Annotated in this window: 20 protein-coding genes and 1 tRNA gene; 11 read left to right on the top strand and 10 right to left on the bottom strand. The window is 73.6% G+C overall.

What is annotated here, in order from left to right:
• Positions 1-40: 40 nt before the first annotated feature.
• Genes AC07FJ_RS24315 through xylB form a run of 3 tightly spaced genes read right to left on the bottom strand, consistent with a single transcriptional unit; the run spans position 41 to position 4,742 of the window.
• A complete protein-coding gene (locus AC07FJ_RS24315; protein ID WP_479051405.1) occupies positions 41-1,012 on the bottom strand; it encodes an RluA family pseudouridine synthase in 972 nt (323 codons plus the stop codon).
• Positions 1,009-3,297 (bottom strand): alpha-xylosidase, encoded by a 2,289-nt coding sequence (yicI, locus tag AC07FJ_RS24310; protein ID WP_479051404.1) that lies wholly within the window; start codon positions 3,295-3,297, stop codon positions 1,009-1,011. Before yicI ends, AC07FJ_RS24315 begins: the two co-directional genes overlap by 4 nt.
• A complete protein-coding gene (gene xylB / locus AC07FJ_RS24305; protein WP_479051403.1) occupies positions 3,294-4,742 on the bottom strand; it encodes a xylulokinase in 1,449 nt (482 codons plus the stop codon). The genes yicI and xylB overlap by 4 nt, the downstream gene beginning before the upstream one ends.
• 119 nt (positions 4,743-4,861) lie before the next feature.
• Here xylB and xylA point away from each other — a divergent pair, with 119 nt between their 5' ends.
• Positions 4,862-6,031, top strand: a complete 1,170-nt coding sequence (gene xylA, locus AC07FJ_RS24300; protein WP_479051402.1) for a xylose isomerase — start codon at positions 4,862-4,864, stop codon at positions 6,029-6,031.
• A 67-nt stretch (positions 6,032-6,098) separates the two neighbouring features.
• Here the strand turns inward: xylA and AC07FJ_RS24295 are convergent, their stop codons facing one another.
• Positions 6,099-7,379 (bottom strand): ROK family transcriptional regulator, encoded by a 1,281-nt coding sequence (locus AC07FJ_RS24295; RefSeq protein WP_479051401.1) that lies wholly within the window; start codon positions 7,377-7,379, stop codon positions 6,099-6,101.
• 80 nt (positions 7,380-7,459) lie between these two features.
• Positions 7,460-7,544: transfer RNA gene (locus AC07FJ_RS24290), tRNA-Leu, on the bottom strand.
• Positions 7,545-7,686: 142 nt separating this feature from the next.
• Between AC07FJ_RS24290 and AC07FJ_RS24285 the strand changes: the two genes are divergently transcribed.
• From AC07FJ_RS24285 to AC07FJ_RS24275, 3 genes are all read left to right on the top strand, one after another.
• A complete protein-coding gene (locus tag AC07FJ_RS24285) occupies positions 7,687-9,021 on the top strand; it encodes a M20/M25/M40 family metallo-hydrolase (protein ID WP_479051400.1) in 1,335 nt (444 codons plus the stop codon).
• Between the two features lie 180 nt (positions 9,022-9,201).
• Entirely contained in the window at positions 9,202-9,435 is a 234-nt protein-coding gene (locus tag AC07FJ_RS24280; protein ID WP_361422098.1) for a chaplin, read from the top strand.
• Positions 9,436-9,575: 140 nt separating this feature from the next.
• Positions 9,576-10,406 carry a chaplin gene (locus AC07FJ_RS24275; protein ID WP_479051399.1) on the top strand — a complete coding sequence of 277 codons (831 nt, stop codon included), beginning with the start codon at positions 9,576-9,578 and terminating at the stop codon, positions 10,404-10,406.
• Between the two features lie 105 nt (positions 10,407-10,511).
• Here the strand turns inward: AC07FJ_RS24275 and AC07FJ_RS24270 are convergent, their stop codons facing one another.
• Positions 10,512-10,700 carry a DUF5703 family protein gene (locus AC07FJ_RS24270; protein ID WP_005319466.1) on the bottom strand — a complete coding sequence of 63 codons (189 nt, stop codon included), beginning with the start codon at positions 10,698-10,700 and terminating at the stop codon, positions 10,512-10,514.
• Between the two features lie 47 nt (positions 10,701-10,747).
• On the opposite strand from AC07FJ_RS24270, the gene AC07FJ_RS24265 reads away from it, so the two are divergent.
• Complete coding sequence (locus AC07FJ_RS24265) at positions 10,748-11,416, top strand: hypothetical protein (RefSeq protein ID WP_361422104.1); 669 nt, start codon at positions 10,748-10,750, stop codon at positions 11,414-11,416.
• A 44-nt stretch (positions 11,417-11,460) separates the two neighbouring features.
• Here AC07FJ_RS24265 and AC07FJ_RS24260 read toward each other — a convergent pair whose 3' ends face one another.
• The gene (locus AC07FJ_RS24260; protein WP_479051398.1) at positions 11,461-13,644 is read right to left on the bottom strand and encodes a helix-hairpin-helix domain-containing protein; all 2,184 of its coding nucleotides are present in this window, start codon (positions 13,642-13,644) and stop codon (positions 11,461-11,463) included.
• On the bottom strand, positions 13,641-14,624 hold the full coding sequence (locus AC07FJ_RS24255) for an aldo/keto reductase (RefSeq protein WP_361422110.1): 984 nt from the start codon (positions 14,622-14,624) through the stop codon (positions 13,641-13,643). The genes AC07FJ_RS24260 and AC07FJ_RS24255 overlap by 4 nt, the downstream gene beginning before the upstream one ends.
• Before the next feature lie 145 nt (positions 14,625-14,769).
• Here AC07FJ_RS24255 and AC07FJ_RS24250 point away from each other — a divergent pair, with 145 nt between their 5' ends.
• Both AC07FJ_RS24250 and AC07FJ_RS24245 read left to right on the top strand, forming a co-directional pair.
• Positions 14,770-15,822 carry an LLM class F420-dependent oxidoreductase gene (locus AC07FJ_RS24250; RefSeq protein ID WP_479051397.1) on the top strand — a complete coding sequence of 351 codons (1,053 nt, stop codon included), beginning with the start codon at positions 14,770-14,772 and terminating at the stop codon, positions 15,820-15,822.
• 462 nt (positions 15,823-16,284) lie between these two features.
• Positions 16,285-17,070 (top strand): ferritin-like domain-containing protein, encoded by a 786-nt coding sequence (locus tag AC07FJ_RS24245; protein ID WP_479051396.1) that lies wholly within the window; start codon positions 16,285-16,287, stop codon positions 17,068-17,070.
• A 67-nt stretch (positions 17,071-17,137) separates the two neighbouring features.
• Here the strand turns inward: AC07FJ_RS24245 and corA are convergent, their stop codons facing one another.
• Positions 17,138-18,133 (bottom strand): magnesium/cobalt transporter CorA, encoded by a 996-nt coding sequence (gene corA / locus AC07FJ_RS24240; protein ID WP_479051525.1) that lies wholly within the window; start codon positions 18,131-18,133, stop codon positions 17,138-17,140.
• A gap of 62 nt (positions 18,134-18,195) precedes the next feature.
• Between corA and AC07FJ_RS24235 the strand changes: the two genes are divergently transcribed.
• The 4 genes from AC07FJ_RS24235 (at position 18,196) to mshC (ending at position 21,726) form a co-directional block, all read left to right on the top strand.
• Complete coding sequence (locus AC07FJ_RS24235) at positions 18,196-18,882, top strand: histidine phosphatase family protein (RefSeq protein ID WP_479051395.1); 687 nt, start codon at positions 18,196-18,198, stop codon at positions 18,880-18,882.
• A gap of 90 nt (positions 18,883-18,972) precedes the next feature.
• Entirely contained in the window at positions 18,973-19,563 is a 591-nt protein-coding gene (locus tag AC07FJ_RS24230; protein WP_355366865.1) for a DUF3090 domain-containing protein, read from the top strand.
• Positions 19,527-20,366, top strand: a complete 840-nt coding sequence (locus tag AC07FJ_RS24225) for an SCO1664 family protein (RefSeq protein WP_479051394.1) — start codon at positions 19,527-19,529, stop codon at positions 20,364-20,366. Before AC07FJ_RS24230 ends, AC07FJ_RS24225 begins: the two co-directional genes overlap by 37 nt.
• A 130-nt stretch (positions 20,367-20,496) precedes the next feature.
• A complete protein-coding gene (mshC, locus tag AC07FJ_RS24220; protein ID WP_361422125.1) occupies positions 20,497-21,726 on the top strand; it encodes a cysteine--1-D-myo-inosityl 2-amino-2-deoxy-alpha-D-glucopyranoside ligase in 1,230 nt (409 codons plus the stop codon).
• 115 nt (positions 21,727-21,841) lie between these two features.
• On the opposite strand, the gene AC07FJ_RS24215 is transcribed toward mshC, so the two are convergent.
• On the bottom strand, positions 21,842-22,984 hold the full coding sequence (locus AC07FJ_RS24215; RefSeq protein WP_479051393.1) for a PAC2 family protein: 1,143 nt from the start codon (positions 22,982-22,984) through the stop codon (positions 21,842-21,844).
• Between the last annotated feature and the right edge of the window lie 5 nt (positions 22,985-22,989).

Raw genomic sequence — 22,989 nt, 5'->3', positions numbered from 1 at the left:
GGTATGGCCCTGCACTCGTGAGGACGGCCCGGTCGGCCGGTCAGTTTCCGCCCGGGCCCCTTTCGGCCGAAACCTTTCCCACGGCGGGCAGCCCGCCGAGCGTCAGCCGGCTGGTGAACCGCCGCTCGTCGCCGGTGACCGGATCGGTGAACTCCAGCACCCGCGCGAGCAGCCGCAAGGGCCGCGCGTAGTCCTCCGTACCGTCCTCCCGGACGACCGGATACAGCGGGTCGTCGAGGATCGGTATGCCGAGCCGGTTCATGTGCACGCGCAGCTGGTGGGTCTGGCCGGTCTCCGGCACCAGCCGGTACCGGCCGAGCCCCGCCCGCCGCTCCAGCAGCTCGATCCGGCTGACGCTGTTCGGCTCGCCCGGCTCCTCCCGGGCCGCGAGCACACCCCGCTCCTTCACGATCCGGCTCCGCACGGTCACGGGCAGGACCAGGCCGGGGTCGTACGGGGCCACCGCCTCGTACTCCTTGCGCACCCGTCGGTCCCGGAACAGCGTCTGGTACGCGCCCCGGTCCTCCGGCCGTACGACGAAGAGCGCGAGCCCCGCCGTCAGCCGGTCCAGCCGGTGAGCGGGCTGCAGCGCGGGCAGGTCCAGGTCGCGCCGCAGCCGGGCCAGCGCCGTCTCGGTCACATGCCGGCCGCGCGGGGTCGTCGCCAGGAAGTGCGGCTTGTCGGCGACGACGATCCGCTCGTCGCGGTACACGACGCCGACCTCGAACGGCACCCGCTCCTCGGCGGGGAAGTCCCGGTGGAACCACAGGTACCGGCCCGCCGCGTACGGCTCGTCCCCCGCGACCGGCGCCCCGTCCGCGCCGACGAACCGGCCCTCGGCGAGCATCGCCTCCACCCGCCCGGCGCCGATCGCCGCCGCGTACCGCCCGACCAGGTGGTCGCGTACGGTCGCCCAGCTCCCGTCGGGGTCGGCGGGCAGCCGCAGCCGCACCGGGTCGACACCGGCGCGCTGCGGCAGCGGGGCCGCCGGGGTCTTCGTTCTCCGTCTCACCGCCCCACCGTAAGCGGTACGGTCACCTCGCCCGAGCCCCGCGCCGACCCGCCGCCGACCACGCGCACCCGGAACGGCCGGTCCGTCCCGCGCGCCCTCACCCGCACCGCGCCGTCCGCCGTCCGTACGACGCCGTACGTGGCGGCCGGCGCCCCGGCGTGGTCCGGCACCGTGACCGTCCGGCCGCCCGCCGTGGCCCCTGCCCCCGGAGCGACGAGCAGCGTCAGGCCCGCCGTCCAGTCGCCGTCCGGCCGCTGGTCGTCCACGCCGAGCGGCAGCACCGCGCCCGGCCGCACGTACAGCGGCAGGCTGTCGAAGCCGTGCCGCTCGCGCCGCCACCCCGGCCCGGTGACCGTCTCACCGGTCAGCAGGTGCGTCCAGACGCCCTCCGGGAGGTAGAACTCGACGTCCCCCTCGGCCGTGAACACCGGCGCCACCAGCAGGTCCGGGCCGAGCATGTACTGCCGGTCCAGCGTCCGGCAGCCCGGGTCGTCCGGGAACTCCAGCAGCATGGGCCGCATCAGCGGGACACCGGTCCGGTGGGCCTCCACCGCCGCCCCGTACAGGTACGGCATCAGCCGGTGCTTCAGCTCGGTGAACCGCCGCGCCACGTCCACCGCCTCGTCGCCGAACTCCCACGGCACGCGGTACGACGTGTTCCCGTGCAGCCGGCTGTGCGAGGACAGCAGCCCGAAGGCCAGCCACCGCTTGAACACCGCCGGATCGGGCGTGCCCTCGAAGCCGCCGATGTCGTGGCTCCAGAACCCGAACCCCGACAGGGACAGCGACAGCCCGCCGCGCAGCGACTCCGCCATCGCCGAGAACGACGAGAAGCAGTCGCCGCCCCAGTGCACCGGGAACCGCTGCCCGCCCGCCGTCGCCGACCGCGCGAAGAGCACCGCCTCGCCCGCCCCGCGCTCCTTCTCCAGCAGCTCGAAGACGCACTGGTTGTACAGCTGCGCGTAGTGGTTGTGCATCCGCTCCGGATCGGAGCCGTCGTGCCACACCACATCGGTCGGCACCCGCTCCCCGAAGTCGGTCTTGAAGCAGTCCACGCCCTGGTCGAGCAGGACCCGCAGCTTCGACTGGAACCACGCGCGCGCCTCCGGGTTGGTGAAGTCCACCAGCGCCATCCCGGCCTGCCACAGGTCCCACTGCCAGACGTCGCCGTTCGCCCGCCGCACCAGATAGCCGCGGCGCGCGCCCTCCTCGAAGAGGGCCGACTTCTGCGCGACGTACGGATTGATCCACAGGCTGATCCGCAGGCCGCGCTCCTTGAGCCGGGCCAGCATCCCCGCCGGATCCGGAAAGGTGTCCGGGTCCCACCGGAAGTCCGTCCACTGGTACGCGCGCATCCAGAAGCAGTCGAAGTGGAAGACGGACAGCGGGATGTCCCGTTCCGCCATCCCCTCCACGAAGGACGTCACCGTCTCCTCGTCGTACGGCGTGCAGAACGACGTCGTCAGCCACAGCCCGAACGACCAGGCCGGCGGCAGCGCGGGCCGCCCCGTCAGCGCCGTGTAGCGGGCCAGCACCTCCTTCGGCGTCGGGCCGGCGATCACGTAGTACTCGATCGACTGGTCCTCGACGCTGAACTGCACCTGACCGACCGACTCGGAGCCGATCTCGTACGACACCCGCCCCGGGTGGTTGACGAAGACGCCGTACCCCCGCGAGGAGAGGTGGAAGGGCACGTTCTTGTACGCCTGCTCACTGCTGGTGCCGCCGTCCGCCTGCCAGATGTCGACGCTCTGGCCGTTCTTCACGTACGGCGTGAAGCGCTCGCCGAGCCCGTACACGTACTCGCCCACCCCCAGCGCGAGCTGCGCGACCATGTGGTGCGCGCCGTCGCCGGTGGTGGCGAACGCGGTGCCCTTCGGCTCGACGGCGGTCAGCCGCCGGCCCTCCGCGTCCAGGAAGGCCAGCCCCCAGGGCCCCTCCCGGTCGAGCCGTACCGTGAGCGGCCCGCTCGTCAGCTCGGTCACGGACCCCTCGCGGCGGGTGCGCGCCGCGAACGGCTCCCCGTCGCTCCGCAGGGCGAAGTCCGGCCCCCGGTGCGCCTTCCCGGCGTGGTGGGTGGCGCGGACGCCGATGACGCCCTCGGCGGGCGAGAAGCACTCCACGGTGATCAGCGGCGAGTTGAGGGTGTGCCCCCGGTGCTCCACGCGCCGGACCGCCGCGTACGCGGTGAAGTGGTCGTCGCTGACGTGCAGGTCCCGCACCTCGGTGGCGTACGAGACGTGGACGCCGTCGCGCATCAGCCAGAAGCCGTCGGTGAACTTCACAGCGCCCCCAGGGAGACGTAGGTGTCCAGGGCGGCGGCGATCCGGCCCCAGGTGGCATGGTCGCGCTCGACGGGCGGCAGCGTCTCGCCCTCCCCGGCGCCCCAGGCCGTCGCCACGGCCACCGGGTCCCCGCCGCCGGCCGCCCCGGCGGCGAGCGCGGCGGCGCCCAGGGCGACGAGCTCGGTCGTACGGGGCACCACGACGGCCCGGCCCGAGAGCCGGCGCACGGTCTCCACCCACATACGCCCCTGGGCGCCGCCCCCGACGAGCCGCAGCGGCACCTCCGTACCGGTGGCGCCGGGCAGCGCGTCCAGCGCCCGCAGCACCGTGAAGGCGGCGCCCTCGTACGCGGCCCCGAGGAGCTGCTGCGGGGTGGTGGCGTGGCGCAGCCCCGTGAGCAGCCCGGAGGCGCGCGGCAGGTCGGGGGTGCGTTCGCCGTCGAGGTACGGCAGGAGGACGGCCTCGCCGCCGGGCGCGGCGTCCTCACGGTCCAGCCCGAGCAGCGCGGCGACCTTGTCGACGGCGAGCGTGCAGTTCAGCGTGCACCCCAGCGGCAGGTACGTCCCGGGGCCGTCGGCGGCGGCGAAACCGGCGAGCGCGGCCGTGGCCGGCCGGGTGCGGGTGGCCGCGAAGACGGTCCCCGAGGTGCCGAGCGAGACCACCGGGTGGTCGAGGAGGCCCGCCCGTCCGAGCCCCAGGCCCACGGCGGCGGCCATGTTGTCACCCGTACCGGCGGCGACCGGGACGCCCTCCGGCAGCCCGAGCTCCTTCGCCGCCGAGCCGGTCAGCGTCCCGACGGCCGTGGCCCCGCCGGGCGCGACGGCCGGCAGCAGGCCCGCGTCCAGCTCCAGCAGCTCCAGGAGGAAGGGGTCGTACGCGCCCGTCGCCGTGCTGTACCAGCAGGTGCCCGAGGCGTCGCCCGGATCGGTCGCGGCCGCCCCGCTCAGCCGCTCGGTGAGGAAGTCGTGCGGGAGCCGCACGGCGGCGGCCGCGTCGGCCGTGCGCGGCTCGTGCTCGCGCAGCCACCGCCACTTGGCGGCCGTCATGGAGGCCACCGGCACCGACCCGGTGCGCTCCAGCCAGCCCTGGGCGCCGAGCTCCCGGGTGAGGGCGGCGGCCTGCGGCGCGGACCGGGTGTCGTTCCACAGCACGGCCGGGCGCAAGGGCACTCCGGCGCCGTCCAGGACCACCAGCCCGTGCTGCTGCCCGGCGACCGCGATACCGGTGACGGCCTGCGGGTCCAGCCCCCGCAGCGCCTCGCCGACGGCCTCGGCGAGCGCCCGCCACCACTGCTCGGGGTCGCTCTCGCGGGCACCGTCCGAGCCGTTGACCGTGTGGGCGGCCCGTCCCATGGCGAGGACCCGCCCGGAGGCGGCGTCCACCACCGCCGCCTTGGTGGACTGCGTGGAGCTGTCCACGCCGATGACGACCGGGGACGACGGCATCGCGTACCTCTTCTCGGTTCTCGCGGTTCTCGCGGTTCTCGGTTCCCGCGGTGCTTGGCGGCGGAGCATCCGTAGCGTATTAGTAATGCGAGAAAACAAATAGACCTGGAGGCCCGGACATGCCGGAACGCTTCATCCCTACCCCCGAGGACAAGTTCACGTTCGGCCTGTGGACCGTGGGCTGGCAGGGCGTCGACCCCTTCGGCACCGCCACCCGCCCCGCCCTCGACCCGGTCGAGTCGGTGGAGCGCCTCGCCGAACTGGGCGCGTACGGCGTGACCTTCCACGACGACGACCTGATCCCCTTCGGCTCCTCCGACACCGAGCGCGAGACCGCCGTCAAGCGCTTCCGCGCCGCCCTCGACCGCACCGGCCTCAAGGTGCCGATGGCCACGACGAACCTCTTCACCCACCCGGTCTTCAAGGACGGCGCCTTCACCGCCAACGACCGCGACGTCCGCCGCTTCGCCCTGCGCAAGACCCTCCGCAACATCGACCTCGCCGTGGAACTCGGCGCCGGCGTGTACGTCGCCTGGGGCGGCCGCGAGGGCGCCGAGTCCGGCGCCGCGAAGGACGTCCGCACCGCGCTCGACCGCATGAAGGAGGCGTTCGACCTGCTCGGCCAGTACGTCACCGAGCAGGGCTACGACCTGCGCTTCGCCATCGAGCCCAAGCCCAACGAGCCGCGCGGCGACATCCTGCTGCCCACCATCGGCCACGCCCTGGCCTTCATCGAGCGCCTGGAGCGCCCGCACCTGGTCGGCGTCAACCCGGAGGTCGGCCACGAGCAGATGGCGGGCCTCAACTTCCCGCACGGCATCGCCCAGGCCCTGTGGGCGGGCAAGCTCTTCCACATCGACCTCAACGGCCAGTCCGGCATCAAGTACGACCAGGATCTCCGCTTCGGCGCGGGCGACCTGCGCCAGGCGTTCTGGCTGGTCGACCTCCTGGAGAGCGCCGGCTACGCCGGCCCGCGCCACTTCGACTTCAAGCCCGTGCGCACGGACGGCTCCGACGGGGTCTGGGAGTCCGCGAAGAACTGCATGCGCAACTACCTGATCCTCAAGTCCCGCGCCGCCGCCTTCCGCGCCGACCCCGAGGTCCAGGAGGCCCTGGCGGCCTCCCGCCTCCCGGAGCTCGCCCGCCCCACCGCCGAGGACGGCCTCGCGGGCCTCCTGGCGGACGCCTCCGCCTACGAGTCCTTCGACCCGGAGGCGGCGGCCGCCCGCTCCCTGTCCTTCGAGCGCCTCGACCAGCTGGCCCTGGAGCACCTGCTGGCGACCCGCTGAGACCCGCCCGGGTTCACGGCGCGGGAGCGGTTCACGGGGCGGGGGCGTGGGGCGGGACGGGAGCGGTTCACGGCGCGGTGGCGTGGGACGGCGCGGTGGCGTGGGACGGGACGGCACCCGCCCGTTCCACGTACCCCGCCGGGTCCGCGATCACATCCCGCACCACCAGCGCCGCGGCCCCGCGCGCCGCGTCCCCGGAGGACGACGACGCCCGCAGCCGGCCGCTCCCCGCGTGCCACAGGCCCGAGACGACGCGCTCCGTCAGCTCGCGGTCCGCCGCCGGGCCGAGCCAGGGCATCAGGCCCCGGTAGATCCCGCCCAGCACCACCGCCTCCGGGTCCAGCAGGTTCACCGCACCCGACACCACGAGCCCCAGCATCCGCCCGGCGCGCTCCAGCGCCGCCACGGCCGCCGCGTCCCCGCGCCGGGCCCGCCGCTCCAGCCGCGCCACCCCCGGCACCCCGGCGGCCTCGTCGAGGCCCGCGCCCCGCAGCAACGCCGCCTGGCCCGCGTACTGCTCCAGGCAGCCACGGGAGCCGCACCGGCACTCCGGCCCGTCGCGGTCCACCACCACGTGCCCGATCTCCCCGGCGAAACCGTGCGCCCCGCGCAGCAGCTCCCCGTCGACGACGAGCGCGCCGCCCACGCCGATCTCGCCCGACACGTACAGGAAGCTGCGCACCCGCTCGGGCCCGCCGAACCACAGCTCGGCCAGGGCGGCCGCGTTGGCCTCGTTGTCGGACCCGACGGGCAGCGCCGGCCGCCCGGGCAGCAGCCCGCCCAGCGCCCGCCCGAACAGCTCCTCCGCCGCCACCCCGTTCCAGCCCAGGTTCGGCGCCTGGCGCACGCTGCCGCCCGAGACCAGGCCCGGCAGCGCGAGCCGTACCCCGGCGGGATCCAGCCGCTCCGCCGCCGCCGACTCCAGCGCCCGCGCCGCGATCCGCGCCGCCCGCTCCAGCACCTCGCCCGGCTCCGCGCCCCGGTTGTCGAGGTGCTCGGTGAGCCGTACGCGGTCGGCGCCGGAAAGGTCCACGACGCAGACGGAGACGTAGTCGATGTTGATCTCCACGCCGAGCCCCGCGGGCCCGGTGCGCGCCACCCGCAGCGCGGTCCCCGGCCGCCCCGCGTGCCCGCTGAAGGTCTTGCCCGACTCGGTGAGGAATCCGCTCACCATCAGCTGCTCGACCAGCGACGACACCGCCGCCCTGGTCAGCCCGACCCGCGCCGCGACCGCCGCCCGGGTCACCTCGCCCTCGTCGTGCACGGCCCGCAGCACCAGGCTCAGGTTGTGCCGGCGCACGGTCGCCTTGTCGGCCTTGGGCTCCAGCGGATCCAGCGTGTTCCTCATCGTGACGCCGAGCCTATGCGAACCCCGCCCACACCGAAGAGCGGGCCCGGTCTGCCGACCGGACCCGCTCTCCTTCTCTGTGTCCGAGGGGGGACTTGAACCCCCACGCCCGATAAAGGGCACTAGCACCTCAAGCTAGCGCGTCTGCCATTCCGCCACCCGGACAAGGTGTCTGTCTCGCGGCCCGTGGCCGTTCCGACGTGGAAAACCATAGCAAACATTCGAGGTGCTCGATCACGCCCCCGCCCGTACCGGGGGAGGGGGCAGGATGAGAGGACCCAGCAGCAGCTACGCGGGAGGAACCAGCGTGAGCGAGTCGAGCACGGCACGAACCGCCAACACCACGGCGGGCGAGGACGAGGTCACCGACCTCTGCCGCGACCTCATCCGGATCGACACCAGCAACTACGGCGACCACTCGGGCCCCGGGGAGCGCGCGGCCGCCGAGTACATCGCCGAAAAGCTCGCCGAGGTCGGACTCGAACCGAAGATCATCGAGTCGCACCCGGGCCGCGCCTCCACCGTGGCCCGCATCGAGGGCGAGGACCCGTCCCGGCCCGCGCTCCTCATCCACGGCCACACCGACGTCGTCCCCGCCAACGCCGAGGACTGGACGTACGACCCCTTCTCCGGCGAGGTCGCCGACGGCTGCGTCTGGGGCCGCGGCGCGGTCGACATGAAGGACATGGACGCGATGACCCTCGCGGTCGTACGGGACCGGCTGCGCAGCGGCCGCAAGCCCCCGCGCGACATCGTGCTGGCCTTCCTCGCCGACGAGGAGGCGGGCGGCACGTACGGCGCCCGCCACCTGGTCGACAAGCACCCCGGGCTCTTCGAGGGCGTCACGGAGGCCATCGGAGAGGTCGGCGGCTTCTCCTTCACGGTCAACGAGAACCTGCGCCTGTACCTGGTGGAGACCGCCCAGAAGGGCATGCACTGGATGCGGCTGACCGTCGAGGGCACGGCCGGCCACGGTTCGATGACCAACACCGACAACGCCATCACGGAGCTGTGCGAGGCCGTGGGCCGGCTCGGCCGCCACACGTGGCCGGTCAGGGTCACCAAGACCGTGCGGTCCTTCCTCGACGAGCTCTCGGACGCGCTCGGCACCCCGCTGGACCCCGAGGACATGGAGGCCACGCTCGCCAAGCTGGGCGGCATCGCCAAGATGATCGGCGCCACGCTCCGCAACTCGGCGGCCCCGACCATGCTCGGCGCCGGCTACAAGGTCAACGTCATCCCGGGGCAGGCCACCGCCCATGTGGACGGGCGCTTCCTGCCCGGGTACGAGGAGGAGTTCCTCGCCGACCTCGACCGGCTCCTGGGCCCGCGCGTGCGGCGCGAGGACGTGCACGCCGACAAGGCGCTGGAGACCAGCTTCGACGGGGACCTGGTGGACGCCATGCAGACCGCGCTGCGGGCGGAGGACCCGATCGCCCGGGCCGTGCCGTACATGCTCTCCGGCGGCACCGACGCCAAGTCCTTCGACGACCTCGGCATCCGCTGCTTCGGCTTCGCGCCGCTGAAGCTGCCGCCGGAGCTGGACTTCGCCGGGATGTTCCACGGCGTGGACGAGCGGGTGCCGGTGGAGGGGCTGAAGTTCGGCGTGCGGGTGCTGGACCGTTTCATCGACGCCAGCTGAGACCCGTGGGGGCTCCAACCGGGCGATTAGTCGGCTGAAACGACACTCCAATAATCGACCGCCTGTGCACATGCGACCGAAAAGGGTGAACACGGTCATCATGACGTAGCCCCATTACTTCCCCCTCGTTACAGGTGGTGCGGTCCGCGGCTGGGATCGCATTGCCAACAAGGAGGAATAATGATCAAGAAGGTCGTCGCCATCGCGGCCGCCACCGGGGGCCTGGTTCTGGCGGGCGCCGGCATGGCCGTCGCCGACGCTGGTGCGCACGGTGCCGCTGTGGGCTCCCCGGGCGTCATCTCGGGCAATGTGGTTCAGGTTCCCATCCACATCCCGGTGAACGTCTGCGGCAACACCGTCAACATCGTGGGCCTGCTGAACCCGGCCTTCGGCAACGTCTGCATCAACAAGTGATGCCTGGGCCTCGGCCCGCAAGGGTGTGAGGCCCGGCCGGCCCCGGAGCGCGCGCGACGCGCTCCGGGGCCGGTGGACATGACGCCTCCGCGCGGTGTGCCCGGGGGTATTTCCGGAGCCCAGAAGGCAGGGAACTAGCTATGCGACAGGTCACGCGAAAGGGCCTGACCATCATGGCGGCCGCGGGCGGGGTACTCGCTCTCGGCGGCGGGTACGCACAGGCGCACAACGGCGCCGGCGCCCACGGGGCCGCGACGAACTCCCCGGGCGTCGCGTCCGGGAATTCGGTCCAGGCACCGGTGAGCGTGCCGGTGAACGCGTGCGGCAACTCCGTGAACGTCGTGGGGGCGCTCAACCCCGCGTTCGGGAACAGGTGCGCCAACAAGTCGAGCGGGGCCAAGGCGAGCGGCGCGACCGCCAACTCGCCCGGTGTCGCGTCCGGCAACAACGTCCAGGCGCCGGTGAGCGTGCCGGTCAACGCCTGCGGCAACAGCGTGGACGTCGCCGGCGCGCTGAACCCGACGTTCGGCAACGGCTGCGCCAACGGCCACGACAAGCCCGGTCACCCCGGCAACCCCGGCCCGGGCAACCCCGGGAACCCCGGACCCGGCAACCCGGGTAACCCGGGCCCCGGTGAGCCCGGCCAGCCCGGCCCGGGCAACCCCGGCCCCGGTGAGCCCGGCAACCCCGGCAACCCCGGCCCCGGTGAGCCGGGCAAGCCCGGCCCGGACGAGCCCGGCAAGCCCGGGAAGCCCGGTCAGCCGGCCAACCCGGACGAGCCGACCACTCCGGAGGAGCCCGGTTCCCCGGTCGAGCCGAACGAGCCCGGCGCCCAGACCGTCACCCCGCCGAAGGCGGAGGACGAGCTGGCGCAGACCGGTGCCGGCACCCTCGGGATGCTCATCCCGGCGGGTGCGGGCCTCCTGCTCGGCGGGACGGTCCTCTACCGCCGCGCCCGGCAGTCCTCGTAGTCACCGGCGGTCGCCGTCGGTAGTCGGCCACCGACGCACGCCCCACGACGGAGCGGGCCCCGCATCGCGGGGCCCGCTCCGTCCTGTGCGCTCCTGCGCGTCACCTCACCAGGTGGCGCGTACCTGACGGATGATGCGCCGGCGCAGCCGCACGCGACGGCTGCCGTCCCGGTGCAGACTCAGTCGGTCCAACTCCCAGTGTCCGTACTCGGCATGGTCGGTCAGCAGACGGGTCGCCTCCTTGCGGGACACCCCGCGAGGTACGTACACGTCGACAAATTCGTATTCCGGCATCGCATCTATTGTGCAAGCACCGGCTTCGTACGGATAGCGTCTGGGGTATGTCTGATGCTGCGCAGCCCACCGCTGCCGAGGTACGCGCCGCCGCCGAGGCGGTCAAAGCCGCACTGGACCGCCACCTGGAGGCGGTCGAGAACCGCACCGGTGACGACGACCCGGCCGTCTACGCCGCGTTCAACGAGCTCGCCGCGGCGGCCGAGGCGTACGACGAACGTCTCTACGACCGCTACGACGAGGTCACGCCCTTCGAGATCCCGGGCGTGGAGGACTCGCTGCCCCCCTACGAGGGCCCGGAGGACCCGAGCGCGCTCACCGTGCTGATCCGCCGCGACTACGCCGTGGCCGAGCCGCAGAGGCTGCTGGCCCAGGCGCAGCGCATCGCCGACCTGGACCGGGGGGACCGCGAGGAGGACGGCGCGGACGCGGCCGCGGTGGTGGGGGCGAGCGTGCACGCGGCCCTCGGCGTGCTCTTCGGCGAGTTCGAGCCGGACGAGATCGCCTCGCGCCACAAGGAGTTCGGCCTGGAGGAAGGCGACTCGACCCTCTGGGTCGCCGCCGCGGACGAGCTCCCCGAACCGGGCGAATGGCTCAGCACGCCCTTCGACCAGGCGGACCCGGAACGGGTGATCTGCCGCTTCGACGTGAGCGCGGTGTTCGACGAGGACGAGCTCCACGGCGACCCGGACGAGGCCCCGCCCGGCAGCTCCTGAACCCGTGGGCGCCCCGCCTGGGCGGGGCGCCCACGCGTCACTCCTCACTCCTCCGGTGCCGCCAGCAGCGACTCCAGCAGCCCGCGCAGGCGGGTCGTGCGGGGCGCGGGCAGGATCTCCGCGACCGCGCGCGGAAGCGCCTGGTCCACGCCGTGCACCACCGACAGATGCCGCTCGGCGCGGCCGAACGCCGTGTACACCCACGCCCGGTTCAGGCCCTGCGCCGCATCGCCCGGCAGCACCACCACCGCCGCGGGCCAGCGCGCGCCCACCGCCTGGTGCGCGGTCAGCGCCCAGCCGTGGCGGACCGCCGACTCCACCCGCTCCTTGGGTACGACGACCCGCTCGCCCGCGCAGTCGAGGTGCAGCCCCTGCGCGTCGGCCGACACCACCGTGCCCGGCACCGTACGGCCCGGCGCGGGGGCGTACGCCACGCGGTCGCCCGGGTCGAAGCCGCCGAAGCGGCCCGGCCCCGGGTTGAGCCGCTGCTTCAGCGCCGCGTTCAGCGCCCGGGTGCCCGCCGAGCCGCCGTGGCCGACGGTGATCACCTGGGTCTGGTCGGCGGGGATCCCGAACGCCCGCGGCACCGAGTCCGCGACCAGTTGCACCGTACGGTGCACGGCCTCGCCCGCGTCCCGCACCGGGACGATCACGACCTCCTTGTCCGGGGCCTCCACCTGGTTCAGCTCGCCGACCCCGATGCCGGAGACCAGCTCACCCAGGGGCCCCGGGTCCGGCCTGCGGGAGGCGACCTGCGGGCACACCCGCGCGGCCAGGAGGTCCGCGAACACCCGCCCCGCGCCGGCCGACCACAGCACCCCCGGGTCGCCGCTCAGCACCAGTCGGCAGCCGTCCGGCAGGGACTCCACCAGCATCGCGGCGGTCTCCACGTCCAGCTGCGGGGCGTCCAGCACCACCAGCAGGTCCAGGTCCGCCGTGTCCACGGCTCCCGAGAGCAGACCGGAGACCGTCACCGTGTCCACCGCGCCGTCCGCGCCCCCGCCCTCGTCCGCGTCGAGCCTGCGGCGGCCGTTCTCCGTGTACGTCGCCACGGTGGCCCGCAGGCCCAGCCCGCGCGCCGCCCGGGCCAGGGCCAGCGGTTCCGCCCGGGCCGCCTCGCCGCCCGTGTGGGCGACCAGCCCGTGCTCGGCGACCGCGCGGGCCAGTTCGGCCGGCTCGGCGCCCTCCCAGCGGGGATCGGGCCCCGACTTGGCCAACCGGGCCAGGCCGTCGGCGAGGCTCTCCTCGGCGAGCGCGTACCGGTCCAGCCCCAGCAGCACGGGCACCGGCTCCGCGGGCTCGCCGGACGCCTCGGCGGGCTCCTCCTCCGGGCCTTCCTCCAGGTCGTCCTGCGGCTCCTCCTCCTCGTGGAAGACCAGCACCGCGCCCTCGGTGATGGCGTGCCGTACGGCGTCGTCGGGCTCCGGCACCGAGTGCCCGGCCAGCGCCGCGCGCACCTCGGTCGCCTCCAGCGCCGTGTGCCCCTGGAGCGCCGCCCGTTCCAGCAGCCAGCCGATGAGCGCGGCGGACCGGCGCTCGTCACCCGGTCCGCACTCTTCGCCGAGCAGCGCCCGCGCGAAGCCGTCGGCCTGCTCCGGCCGTACGCCCGGGACCGCCAGCAGCTGCCACGGGTCCTCGCGCAGCACCCGCGCCGCCGACTCGCCGAGCACCGTCGCCACGCGCACGGCGAGGGCCTCCGGAGCGCCGCCCTCGGCCAGCACCGCACGCACGGCCGCCACGGTGTCCGCATCCGCCGTACGCGGCGCGCGGGGGGCCTCGACGGCCCGGGGCCGCTCGGGCGCCGACGGCTCGGGAGCGGGGCGCCGGGGCGCGGACGCGGGGGAGTCGAGGAAGGAGGCGGCCGGCTTCTCACCGCTCTCCACGGCGCGGACCGCCGCGAGCAGGTCCGCCGCCCGCCCGCTGAGCTTGGTGCCCGCCTCGATGGGCCCGGCCTGCTCGGCCTTACGCCGCTCGATGCGCGCCCGCAGCTCCCGCTGGGCGGCCAGCTCGGCTTCCGCCTCGGAGAGCCCCTCGGCGGTCTGCTCCGTGCCCTCCGCGCCCTCCGCGCCCTGCGTGCCTTGCGCCGAGTCCTCCGTACGGGGCTCCGTGCCGTCCTCCGCGGCGGCCTCGGCCTCCGCCTCGACCGCCGCGCCCGGTTCGGGCTCCGCGGCGGGGGCCTGGTCGTCGGAGGAGGGGCCGGGGGCGGTCCCCCGGGGAAGCGCGGTCACAGCGTGCTCCAGTCCTGGTCGGGATAGCGGTGCACCGGGGCGGACACATCGTCCAGCGCCCGGCGGATCTCGTCAGGAAGACTAAGGCTCTCCACTGACAGTGCCTCGCCGAGCTGCCGCGCGGTGCGCGCGCCGACGATCGGCGCCACCACGCCCGGCCGGTCCCGCACCCACGCCAGCGCCACGTGCAGCGGGGTGGTCGCCAGCCCGTCCGCCGCCGTCGTCACGGCGTCCACGATCCGGCTCGACGCCTCTTCCAGGTACGGCTCCACGAACGGCGCCAGCCGCTCCGACGCGCCGCGCGAGTCGGCCGGGGTGGCGTGCCGGTACTTGCCCGTCAGCACCCCTCGTCCCAGCGGTGACGACGGCAGCAGGCCCACGCCCAGGTCCCGCGCGGCCGGCAGCACCTCGCGCTCCACGCCCCGCTGCAGCAGCGAGTACTCCATCTGCGTACTGGCCAGCCGGGCGCGTATCCCGCTGTGCGCGAGCTGCCAGGTGGCCGCCTTCGCCAGCTGCCAGCCGCAGAAGTTCGACACGCCCACGTACCGCGCCCGCCCGCTGCTCACCGCGATGTCGAGGGCCTGGAGCGTCTCCTCCAGCGGCGTCTCGGGGTCGTAGGCGTGGATCTGCCACAGGTCCACGTAGTCGGTGCCCAGCCGGGCCAGCGAGGCGTCGAGCGCCGCGAGCAGATGGCCGCGCGAGCCGTCGAACCGCCGGTCCGGGTCCGGCACGCTGCCCGCCTTCGTCGCGATGACCAGTTCCCGCCGCGGTACGAGCCGCTCCACGAGCTGCCCGAGCAGGTACTCGGCCTCGCCGCCGCCGTACACGTCCGCCGTGTCGATCAGCGTCCCGCCCGCCTCCCAGAACAGCTTCAGCTGGTCCGCGGCGTCGTGCTCGTCGGTGTCCCGGCCCCACGTGAGGGTGCCGAGGCCGATCCGTGACACGCGCAGGCCCGTACGGCCGAGATGCCTCTGCTCCATGGTCGCGAGATTACTGGCCAAGGGCCCACGCGCAGAGACCCTGTGGACAACCTCCCCGGGCCCCGTCCCCTGCCGCGTCGGGGGCGTGCGCGCTAGAGTCCGGCACCAGGACATTACTGATGAGTAGATGAGTGGAGGGGCCGGTATGCGGCTTGGCATCAACCTCGGCTACTGGGGCGCCGGCATGGACGGCGACAACCTCGCCGTCGCCCAGGAGGCCGACCGCCTCGGCTACGACGTGTGCTGGGCCGCCGAGGCCTACGGATCCGACGCCCCGACCGTCCTCGCCTGGGTCGCCGCCCAGACCGAGAACATCGACGTCGGCTCGGCGATCATGCAGATCCCGGCCCGCCAGCCCGCCATGACGGCGATGACGGCCGCCACCCTGGACACGCTCTCCGGCGGCCGGTTCCGCCTCGGCCTCGGCGTCTCCGGACCGCAGGTCTCCGAGGGCTGGTACGGCGTGAAGTTCGACAAGCCGCTCTCCCGCACGCGCGAGTACGTCGAGATCGTCCGCAAGGCGATGGCGCGCGAGCGCCTGACGCACGAGGGCGAGCACTGGACCCTCCCGCTCCCGGGCGGTCCCGGCAAGCCGATCAAGCTCACCGTCCACCCGCAGCGCGCGCACATCCCGCTCTACATCGCGGCCATCGGCCCGAAGAACCTGGAGCAGACGGGCGAGATCGCCGACGGCGCGCTGCTGATCTTCCCCTCCGCCGAGCACCTGGAGGAGACGGCCCTGCGGCACCTGCGCGCGGGCCGCGAGAAGGCCGGCCTGACCATGGAGGGCTTCGACGTCGCCCCGACCGTCCCGCTCGCCCTCGGCGACGACGTCCCCGCGCTCGCCGACACCTTCCGCCCGTACACCGCCCTGTACGTCGGCGGCATGGGCAGCCGCAAGCAGAACTTCTACAACCAGCTCGCCCAGCGCATGGGCTACGAGAAGGAGGCCGCCGAGATCCAGGAGAAGTACCTCTCCGGCGACAAGGCGGGCGCGGCGGCGGCCGTACCGCACCGGCTGATCGACCAGACCACGCTGCTGGGCTCCGTGGAGCGGATCGCCGACGGGATGGCGGCGTACGCGGCGGCCGGGGTCACCACGCTCACGCTCGCCCCGGCCGGCTTCACGCTGGAGGAGCGGATCGCGGCCCTGCGAGCCGGTACGGAGGCCCTGGAGCGCGCCGGGCTCGCGGACTAGGCCTGTCTTCCGGATCAGGCCGGATTAGGGAGCGGGGTCTGGTGCATGGGGTCTCCCCAGGCCCCTTGGGGCCGAGGGGACGGATCGCAAGGCGGAGGAGAGAGCCACTGCGGAGCAGTGGCGACCGACGACAACGCGGCGAGGTGCGGCACCAGGGGCACGCGAGCCCGGCAAGATCCGGAAGACAGGCCCTAGGGCAGGGGCACCGACTGACGGACAAGCCTGCGGCCGTGGTGGGGGCTCGGGGGTCATCCCCGCCACGGCCGTCACGCTGCACAACGCGCCACCGGTCGCGTCGGTTACTGCCTGGACGCCTCGGGAAGCGTCCGGTTCCTCCCCATGCTGCTCCTTTCGGCGGAGTTGCCCCGTGGGTCTGTTGCCACGCCCCCCTCGCCGCACTTGACTCGTCCTTTGCGGAAGTGCGGACAAATGAGGGCCGCCCGCCTGCATGGAGGTGCAGTGATGCTTTCGGCGCGAAGCCTGTTCCAGGAGATCCTGGACAACGACGACTCCTACCAGTTGTTCTGTTCCATCGCGGCCAGCGGCGAAGCCCAGGGCGGCTGGGAGAACGCCCGGATCGCCGCCCTCGTCCCCGAGAGCATGCGCGAGCTCGCCCCCAAGATCACCCGGCACGGCGCCGACGAGGACAAGCACGGCCGGATCTTCAACGCCCTGCTCAAGAAGCGCGGCCTGGACCCGGCCCCCGTCCCGCCGGAGACCGACTACACCATGCTGCTGGAGCGGCGCGGCATCGGCCTGGCCCACGACAAGCTCCGCCGCGACGAGCCGCTGACGGAGCACGACATCGTCGTCTACCTGTCCCACAGCCGGGTCACCGAGCAGCGCGCCGCCGACCAGATGGACATGCTGGTCAAGCACTTCGCCGACCACCCCGAGGTGGGCAAGGCCATCCGCATGATCTGCCACGACGAGGACAACCACCTCGCCTACTGCCACGAGGAGCTGCTGCGCCTCGCGCGCGAGGGACACGGCCGCACCATCCAGCGCACCCTGCGCGAGTCCGCCCTCGCCGAGATCGAGGTCTACCGCGACGTCAGCCTCGCCGTCATGGACCACATGGGCCGCCTCCTGAAGTGGCCCCGCCCCAAGCGGACCGCCCTCGCCCTCGGGATCCGGGCGATGTACGCGTACGAACGGGCCGGCGGCTGGCGACGCATGGTCAGCCTCACCATGCCCCAGCGGCGCGACGCGCTCGGCGGCCCGGCCGAGCCGGCCCCGGCCTTCTGACGCGCTTTTCCCGGAGCCGGCCCGGTCCCGCGCGCGACGGTCGCGGCGGGGCCGGGCCGGCGGGGGTTCAGAGCCAGCCGCGGCGCTTGAAGAGCCGGTACAGGCCCACGCACGCGACGGCCATCAGGACGATGACCATCGGGTAGCCGAACACCCACGTCAGCTCCGGCATGTGCTCGAAGTTCATGCCGTAGACGCCCGCGACCATGGTGGGCACCGCCGCCATCGCCGCCCACGCCGAGATCTTGCGCATGTCGTCGTTCTGCCGCACCCCCATCTGTGCGAGGTGTGCCGAGAGAATGTCCGAAAGCAGTCGGTCCAGCCCTTCCACCTGCTCGGTGGCCCGGGTCAGGTGGTCGCTGACGTCCCGGAAGAACGGCTGGGCGTCCTCGTTCACGAACGGCACACCCGCGCCCGCGAGGCGGGTCATCGGGGCGGCCAGCGGGCCGGTGGCCCGCCGGAACTCCAGGACCTGCCGCTTGAACATGTAGATCCGCGACGCCGTGTTCTTGGAGTCGCCGCCCGCGGGCTGGAAGACCTCCGTCTCCATCTCCTCCAGGTCCACCTGGAGCTCGCCCGCCACCTCTATGTAGTGGTCCACGACGGCGTCGCTGATCGCGTAGAGCACCGAGGTCGGCCCGTGCCGGAGCAGCTCCGGCTCCGCCTCCAGCCGCTTGCGCACGGCCCCCAGCGGTGCGCCCTCGCCGTGCCGGACGGTCACCACGAAGGAGTCGCCCATGAACACCATCAGCTCGCCGGTGGTGACGGTGTCGCCCTGCGGCTCGTACACCACCGGCTTGAGGACCATGAACAGCGAGTCGTCGTACACCTCCAGCTTCGGCCGCTGATGCGCCTTGAGGGCGTCCTCCACGGCGAGCGGATGGAGCCCGAACTCATCCGCGACGTGATCGAACTCACTCTCCGTCGGCTCGTGCAGGCCGATCCACAGGAACGCGTCACCGCCCCATGCCCGTGCCTGGTCCAGGGCGTCGGAGAAGTCTGAGGGGCCCTCGCTGCGGTGCCCGTCCCGGTAGATGGCGCAGTCCACGATCACGGCGCGTATTCTTCCCCGGTCACCGGCCCCTTGCACCCACGATGTCGGTGCGGCCACCTAGGCTGGCGTGCATGGCCACGCTGATCCTCGTAAGGCACGGACGTTCGACCGCCAACACGGCCGGTGTGCTCGCGGGCTGGACGCCCGGCGTCGCGCTCGACGAGCGCGGTGCCGCGCAGGCCGCCGCGCTGCCCGCGCGGCTGGCCGGCGTGCCGATCGCCGCCGTCGTCACCAGCCCGCTCCAGCGCTGCCGGGAGACGCTGCAGCCGCTGCTGGACGCCCGGCCCCGGCTGCCGGTCCACACCGACGAGCGGATCGGCGAGTGCCGGTACGGCGACTGGTCGGGGCGCAAGCTCGCCGAGCTCAACGACGAACCGCTCATGGAGGTCGTCCAGCACCACCCGTCCGCCGCGGCCTTCCCCGGCGGCGAGTCGGTCCGCGCCATGCAGGCGCGCGCCGTCGACGCCGTACGGGAGTGGAACGCCCGGGTGGAGGCGGAGCACGGCGAGGACGCCGTGTACCTGATGTGCTCGCACGGCGACATCATCAAGTCCCTCGTGGCCGACGCCCTCGGGATGCATCTCGATCTTTTCCAGCGGATCCATGTGGATCCTTGTTCCGTGACCGTGATCCGTTACACCCGCCTGCGGCCATTTCTCGTACGGCTCGGCGACACCGGCGACTTCGCGGCGCTGATACCGCGCGAGCAGACCACCGGAGGGTCCGCGGAGGTGGGAGGCGGCGCGGGCGCACCGTGATCGCCCGGCACAGTAGGGTGGACGGGCCGAAGTGCCGTCGGACCGCACGCCGTCGCACCGCACAACTCAAGGACGCAAGGGAGAGGGAACGTGTCCCGTCAGGTGTTCCTCTATGACCCACCGGAGCGCTTCGTGGCCGGCACGGTCGGGCTGCCGGGGCGCCGTACGTTCTTCCTGCAGGCGTCCGCCGGAGGCCGCGTCACCAGCGTCGCGCTGGAGAAGACGCAGGTCGCCGCGCTCGCCGAGCGGATCGACGAACTGCTCGACGAGGTGGTACGCCGGACCGGCGGCAACGCCCCGGTCCCGGCCGTGGCTCCCCCCGACACCGCCGACACCGCCCCCCTGGACGCCCCCATCGAGGAGGAGTTCCGGGTCGGCACGATGGCGCTCGCGTGGGACGGCGAGAACCAGCGCATGATCGTCGAGGCGCAGGCGCTCGTCGAGCTCGACGCGGACTCCGAGGAGGACCTCGCCGAGGCCGAGGAGCGGCTGCTCCAGGACGAGGAGAACGGCCCGCCGATGCTGCGCGTCCGGCTCACCGGGGCCCAGGCGCGGGCCTTCGCCAAGCGCGCCCTCGACGTCGTCAACGCCGGCCGGCCGCCGTGCCCGCTGTGCAGCCTGCCGCTCGATCCGGAAGGACACGTATGCCCGCGTCAGAACGGATACCGCCGAGGGGCCTGACCGGCCTCACGGCGGTGGAGCGGCTCGACCTGCTCGCCGAGGGGGAGCTGACCGTCCGCGGCCAGGTCCGCGAGGCGTCCAACGCGGTGCTGCTCTGTTCCGTCGCGTACGAAGGCCAGGAAGCCGACTGCGTCTACAAGCCCGTCGCGGGGGAGCGCCCCCTGTGGGACTTCCCGGACGGGACCCTGGCGCAGCGCGAGGTCGCGGCGTACGAGGTCTCCGAGGCGACCGGCTGGGGCCTGGTCCCGCCGACGGTCCTGCGCGACGGGCCGTACGGCCAGGGCATGGTCCAGCTGTGGATCGACGGCGACCCGTCGGCCACCCCGCTCCTCGCCCTCGTCGACGACGACGAGCCGGGGGAGGGCTGGAAGGCGGTGGGTCTCGCGGAGGTCGGCGAGGGCCGCACGGCGCTGCTCGTCCACGCCGACGACGTACGGCTGCGACGGCTCGCCGTCCTCGACGCGGTGATCAACAACGGCGACCGCAAGGGCGGCCACCTGCTGCCGGCACCGGACGGCCGGCTGTACGCCATCGACCACGGCGTGACCTTCCATGTGGACGACAAGCTGCGCACGCTGCTGTGGGGCTGGGCGGGCGAGCCGCTCCCCCAGGAGGCGCTGGAGGTCCTGGCCCGCCTGGACGCCGCCCTGGCCCCCGGAGCGGCCCTCGCCGGCCGCCTGGCCGAGCTGCTCACGCCCGCCGAGGTGACGGCGGCCCGGGCCCGGGTGGCACAGCTGCGCACCTCCGCCCGCCATCCCGAGCCGTCGGGGCGGTGGCCCGCGATCCCCTGGCCCCCGGTCTGACGCACCGACGCGGCCGACGTACCCCGGCCGCGTCACCTGCACAGATGGCGCCACGGCGCAAGAGTGCCTATCGCGTCATGATCGTGCATCCGGTTCGTATCCGGAACACCCGTCCGGTTACGCTCGTGGCATGCATGCCTGGCCCGCTTCTGAGGTCCCCGCCCTGCCCGGCAAGGGCCGCGACCTCCGGATCCACGACACCGCGACCGGCGGGCGAGTGACCCTCGCCCCCGGCCCCGTCGCCCGTATCTACGTCTGCGGCATCACGCCGTACGACGCGACCCACATGGGTCACGCGGCGACCTACAACGCGTTCGACCTCGTTCAGCGCGTGTGGCTCGACACCAAGCGGCAGGTCCACTACGTCCAGAACGTCACCGACGTCGACGACCCGCTCCTGGAGCGGGCCCAGCGGGACGGCATCGACTGGGTCGGGCTCGCCGAGCGCGAGACCGCGCTGTTCCGCGAGGACATGACCGCCCTGCGGTTGCTGCCGCCGCAGCACTACATCGGTGCCGTCGAGGCGATACCCGGCATCGTGCCGCTCATCGAGCGGCTCCGCGACGCCGGCGCCGCGTACGAACTCGAAGGGGACGTCTACTTCTCCGTCGAGGCGGACCCGCACTTCGGCGAGGTGTCCCACTACGACCACGACGTCATGCGCGCCCTGTCCGCCGAACGCGGCGGCGACCCGGACCGCCCGGGGAAGAAGAACCCCCTCGACCCGATGCTGTGGATGGCCGCCCGCGAGGGCGAGCCCCGCTGGGACGGCGCCAGCCTCGGGCCCGGACGGCCCGGCTGGCACATCGAGTGCGTCGCCATCGCCCTGGACCACCTGGGGATGGGCTTCGACGTCCAGGGCGGCGGCTCCGACCTGATCTTCCCGCACCACGAGATGGGCGCCTCGCACGCGCAGGCCCTGACCGGCGAGCACCCGTACGCCAAGGCGTACGTGCACGCCGGGATGGTCGCCCTCCACGGCGAGAAGATGTCCAAGTCCAAGGGGAACCTGGTCTTCGTCTCCAAGCTCCGCCGCGACGGCGTCGACCCGGCCGCCATCCGGCTCACGCTCCTCGCCCACCACTACCGCGCCGACTGGGAGTGGACCGACCAGGTCCTCCAGGACGCCGTCGAGCGGCTCGGCCGCTGGCGCGCCGCCGTCTCCCGCCCCGACGGCCCGTCCGCCGACGCCCTGCTCGAGGAGGTCCGCGAGGCACTCGCCGACGACCTGGACACCCCGCGCGCACTGGCGGCCGTGGACCGCTGGGCCGCGCTCCAGGAGTCCGAGGGCGGCACGGACGAGACCGCGCCCGGCCTCGTCTCCCGTACCGTCGACGCGCTGATGGGCGTCGCGCTGTAGTGACGCCGTCCGCCCGACGTACCGTCAGGCGGCGGGCGACGGGCGACGGCTGAGCGGCCGTGACCATGACGGAGGGGCGGCACCGAATCCTCGGTGCCGCCCCTCCGGCGTGCTCTCACTCCTCGGCGGAGCCGTCTTCCTCGGCGGCGTCCGGCCCGGCCTCCGGTCCGGCGTCCGGTCCGGCCTCCGGTCCGGCCTCCGGCCGGGCGTCCGGCCCGGCGTTCGGCCCGGATACCGGCCCGGTGTCAGGCCCGCCGCCGGGCTCGGTGTCGGGCCCGGAACCGGCCTCCCGCTTCGGCGGCTTCGGCGGCCGCGTACGGCCGCTGGAGGTGTCGCGCAGGTACGAGCTGTCGCCCATGTCGGTCGCGTGCCCGGGAGCGGCTCCCTGGCCCCCGGCCCCTGGACCGGTTGCGGGGCCGCCGTCGCGGCGCCGCAGGTACCGCTCGAACTCCCGGGCGATGGCCTCACCCGACGCCTCCGGGAGCTCCGCGGTGTCCCGCGCCTCCTCCAGCGTCTGCACGTACTCCGCCACCTCGCTGTCCTCCGAGGCGAGCTGGTCCACGCCGACCTGCCAGGCCCGCGCGTCCTCGGCCAGCTCACCCAGCGGGATGCGCAGGTCGATCAGGTCCTCCAGCCGGTTCAGCAGCGCCAGCGTCGCCTTCGGGTTCGGCGGCTGCGACACGTAGTGCGGCACCGCCGCCCACAGGCTCACCGCCGGCACGCCCGCGTGCGTACAGGCCTCCTGGAGGATGCCGACGATGCCCGTCGGCCCTTCGTACCGGGTCTCCTCCAGGTCCATCGTGCGCGCCAGGTCCGGGTCGGACGTGACGCCCGTGACCGGCACCGGCCGGGTGTGCGGGGTGTCCCCGAGCAGCGCGCCCAGGATCACCACCATCTCCACGCCCAGTTCGTGGGCGAAGCCCAGCAACTCGTTGCAGAACGAGCGCCAGCGCATCGACGGTTCGATACCGCGGACCAGCACCAGGTCACGCGGCTTGTCGCCGCCCACCCGGACCACCGACAGTCTCGTGGTGGGCCAGGTGATCTTCCGTACCCCGCCGTCCAGGTACACCGTGGGGCGGTTGACCTGGAAGTCGTAGTAGTCCTCGGCGTCGAGCGCCGCGAACACCTCGCCCTTCCACTCCCGCTCCAGGTGCGCGACCGCGGTGGAGGCGGCGTCGCCGGCGTCGTTCCAGCCCTCGAACGCGGCCACCATGACCGGGTCGATCAGCTCGGGAACCCCCTCGAGCTCGATCACCCAGG

This window comes from Streptomyces sp. NPDC045998, assembly GCF_056430285.1.
This window is presented reverse-complemented; position numbering and strand designations above follow the sequence as displayed.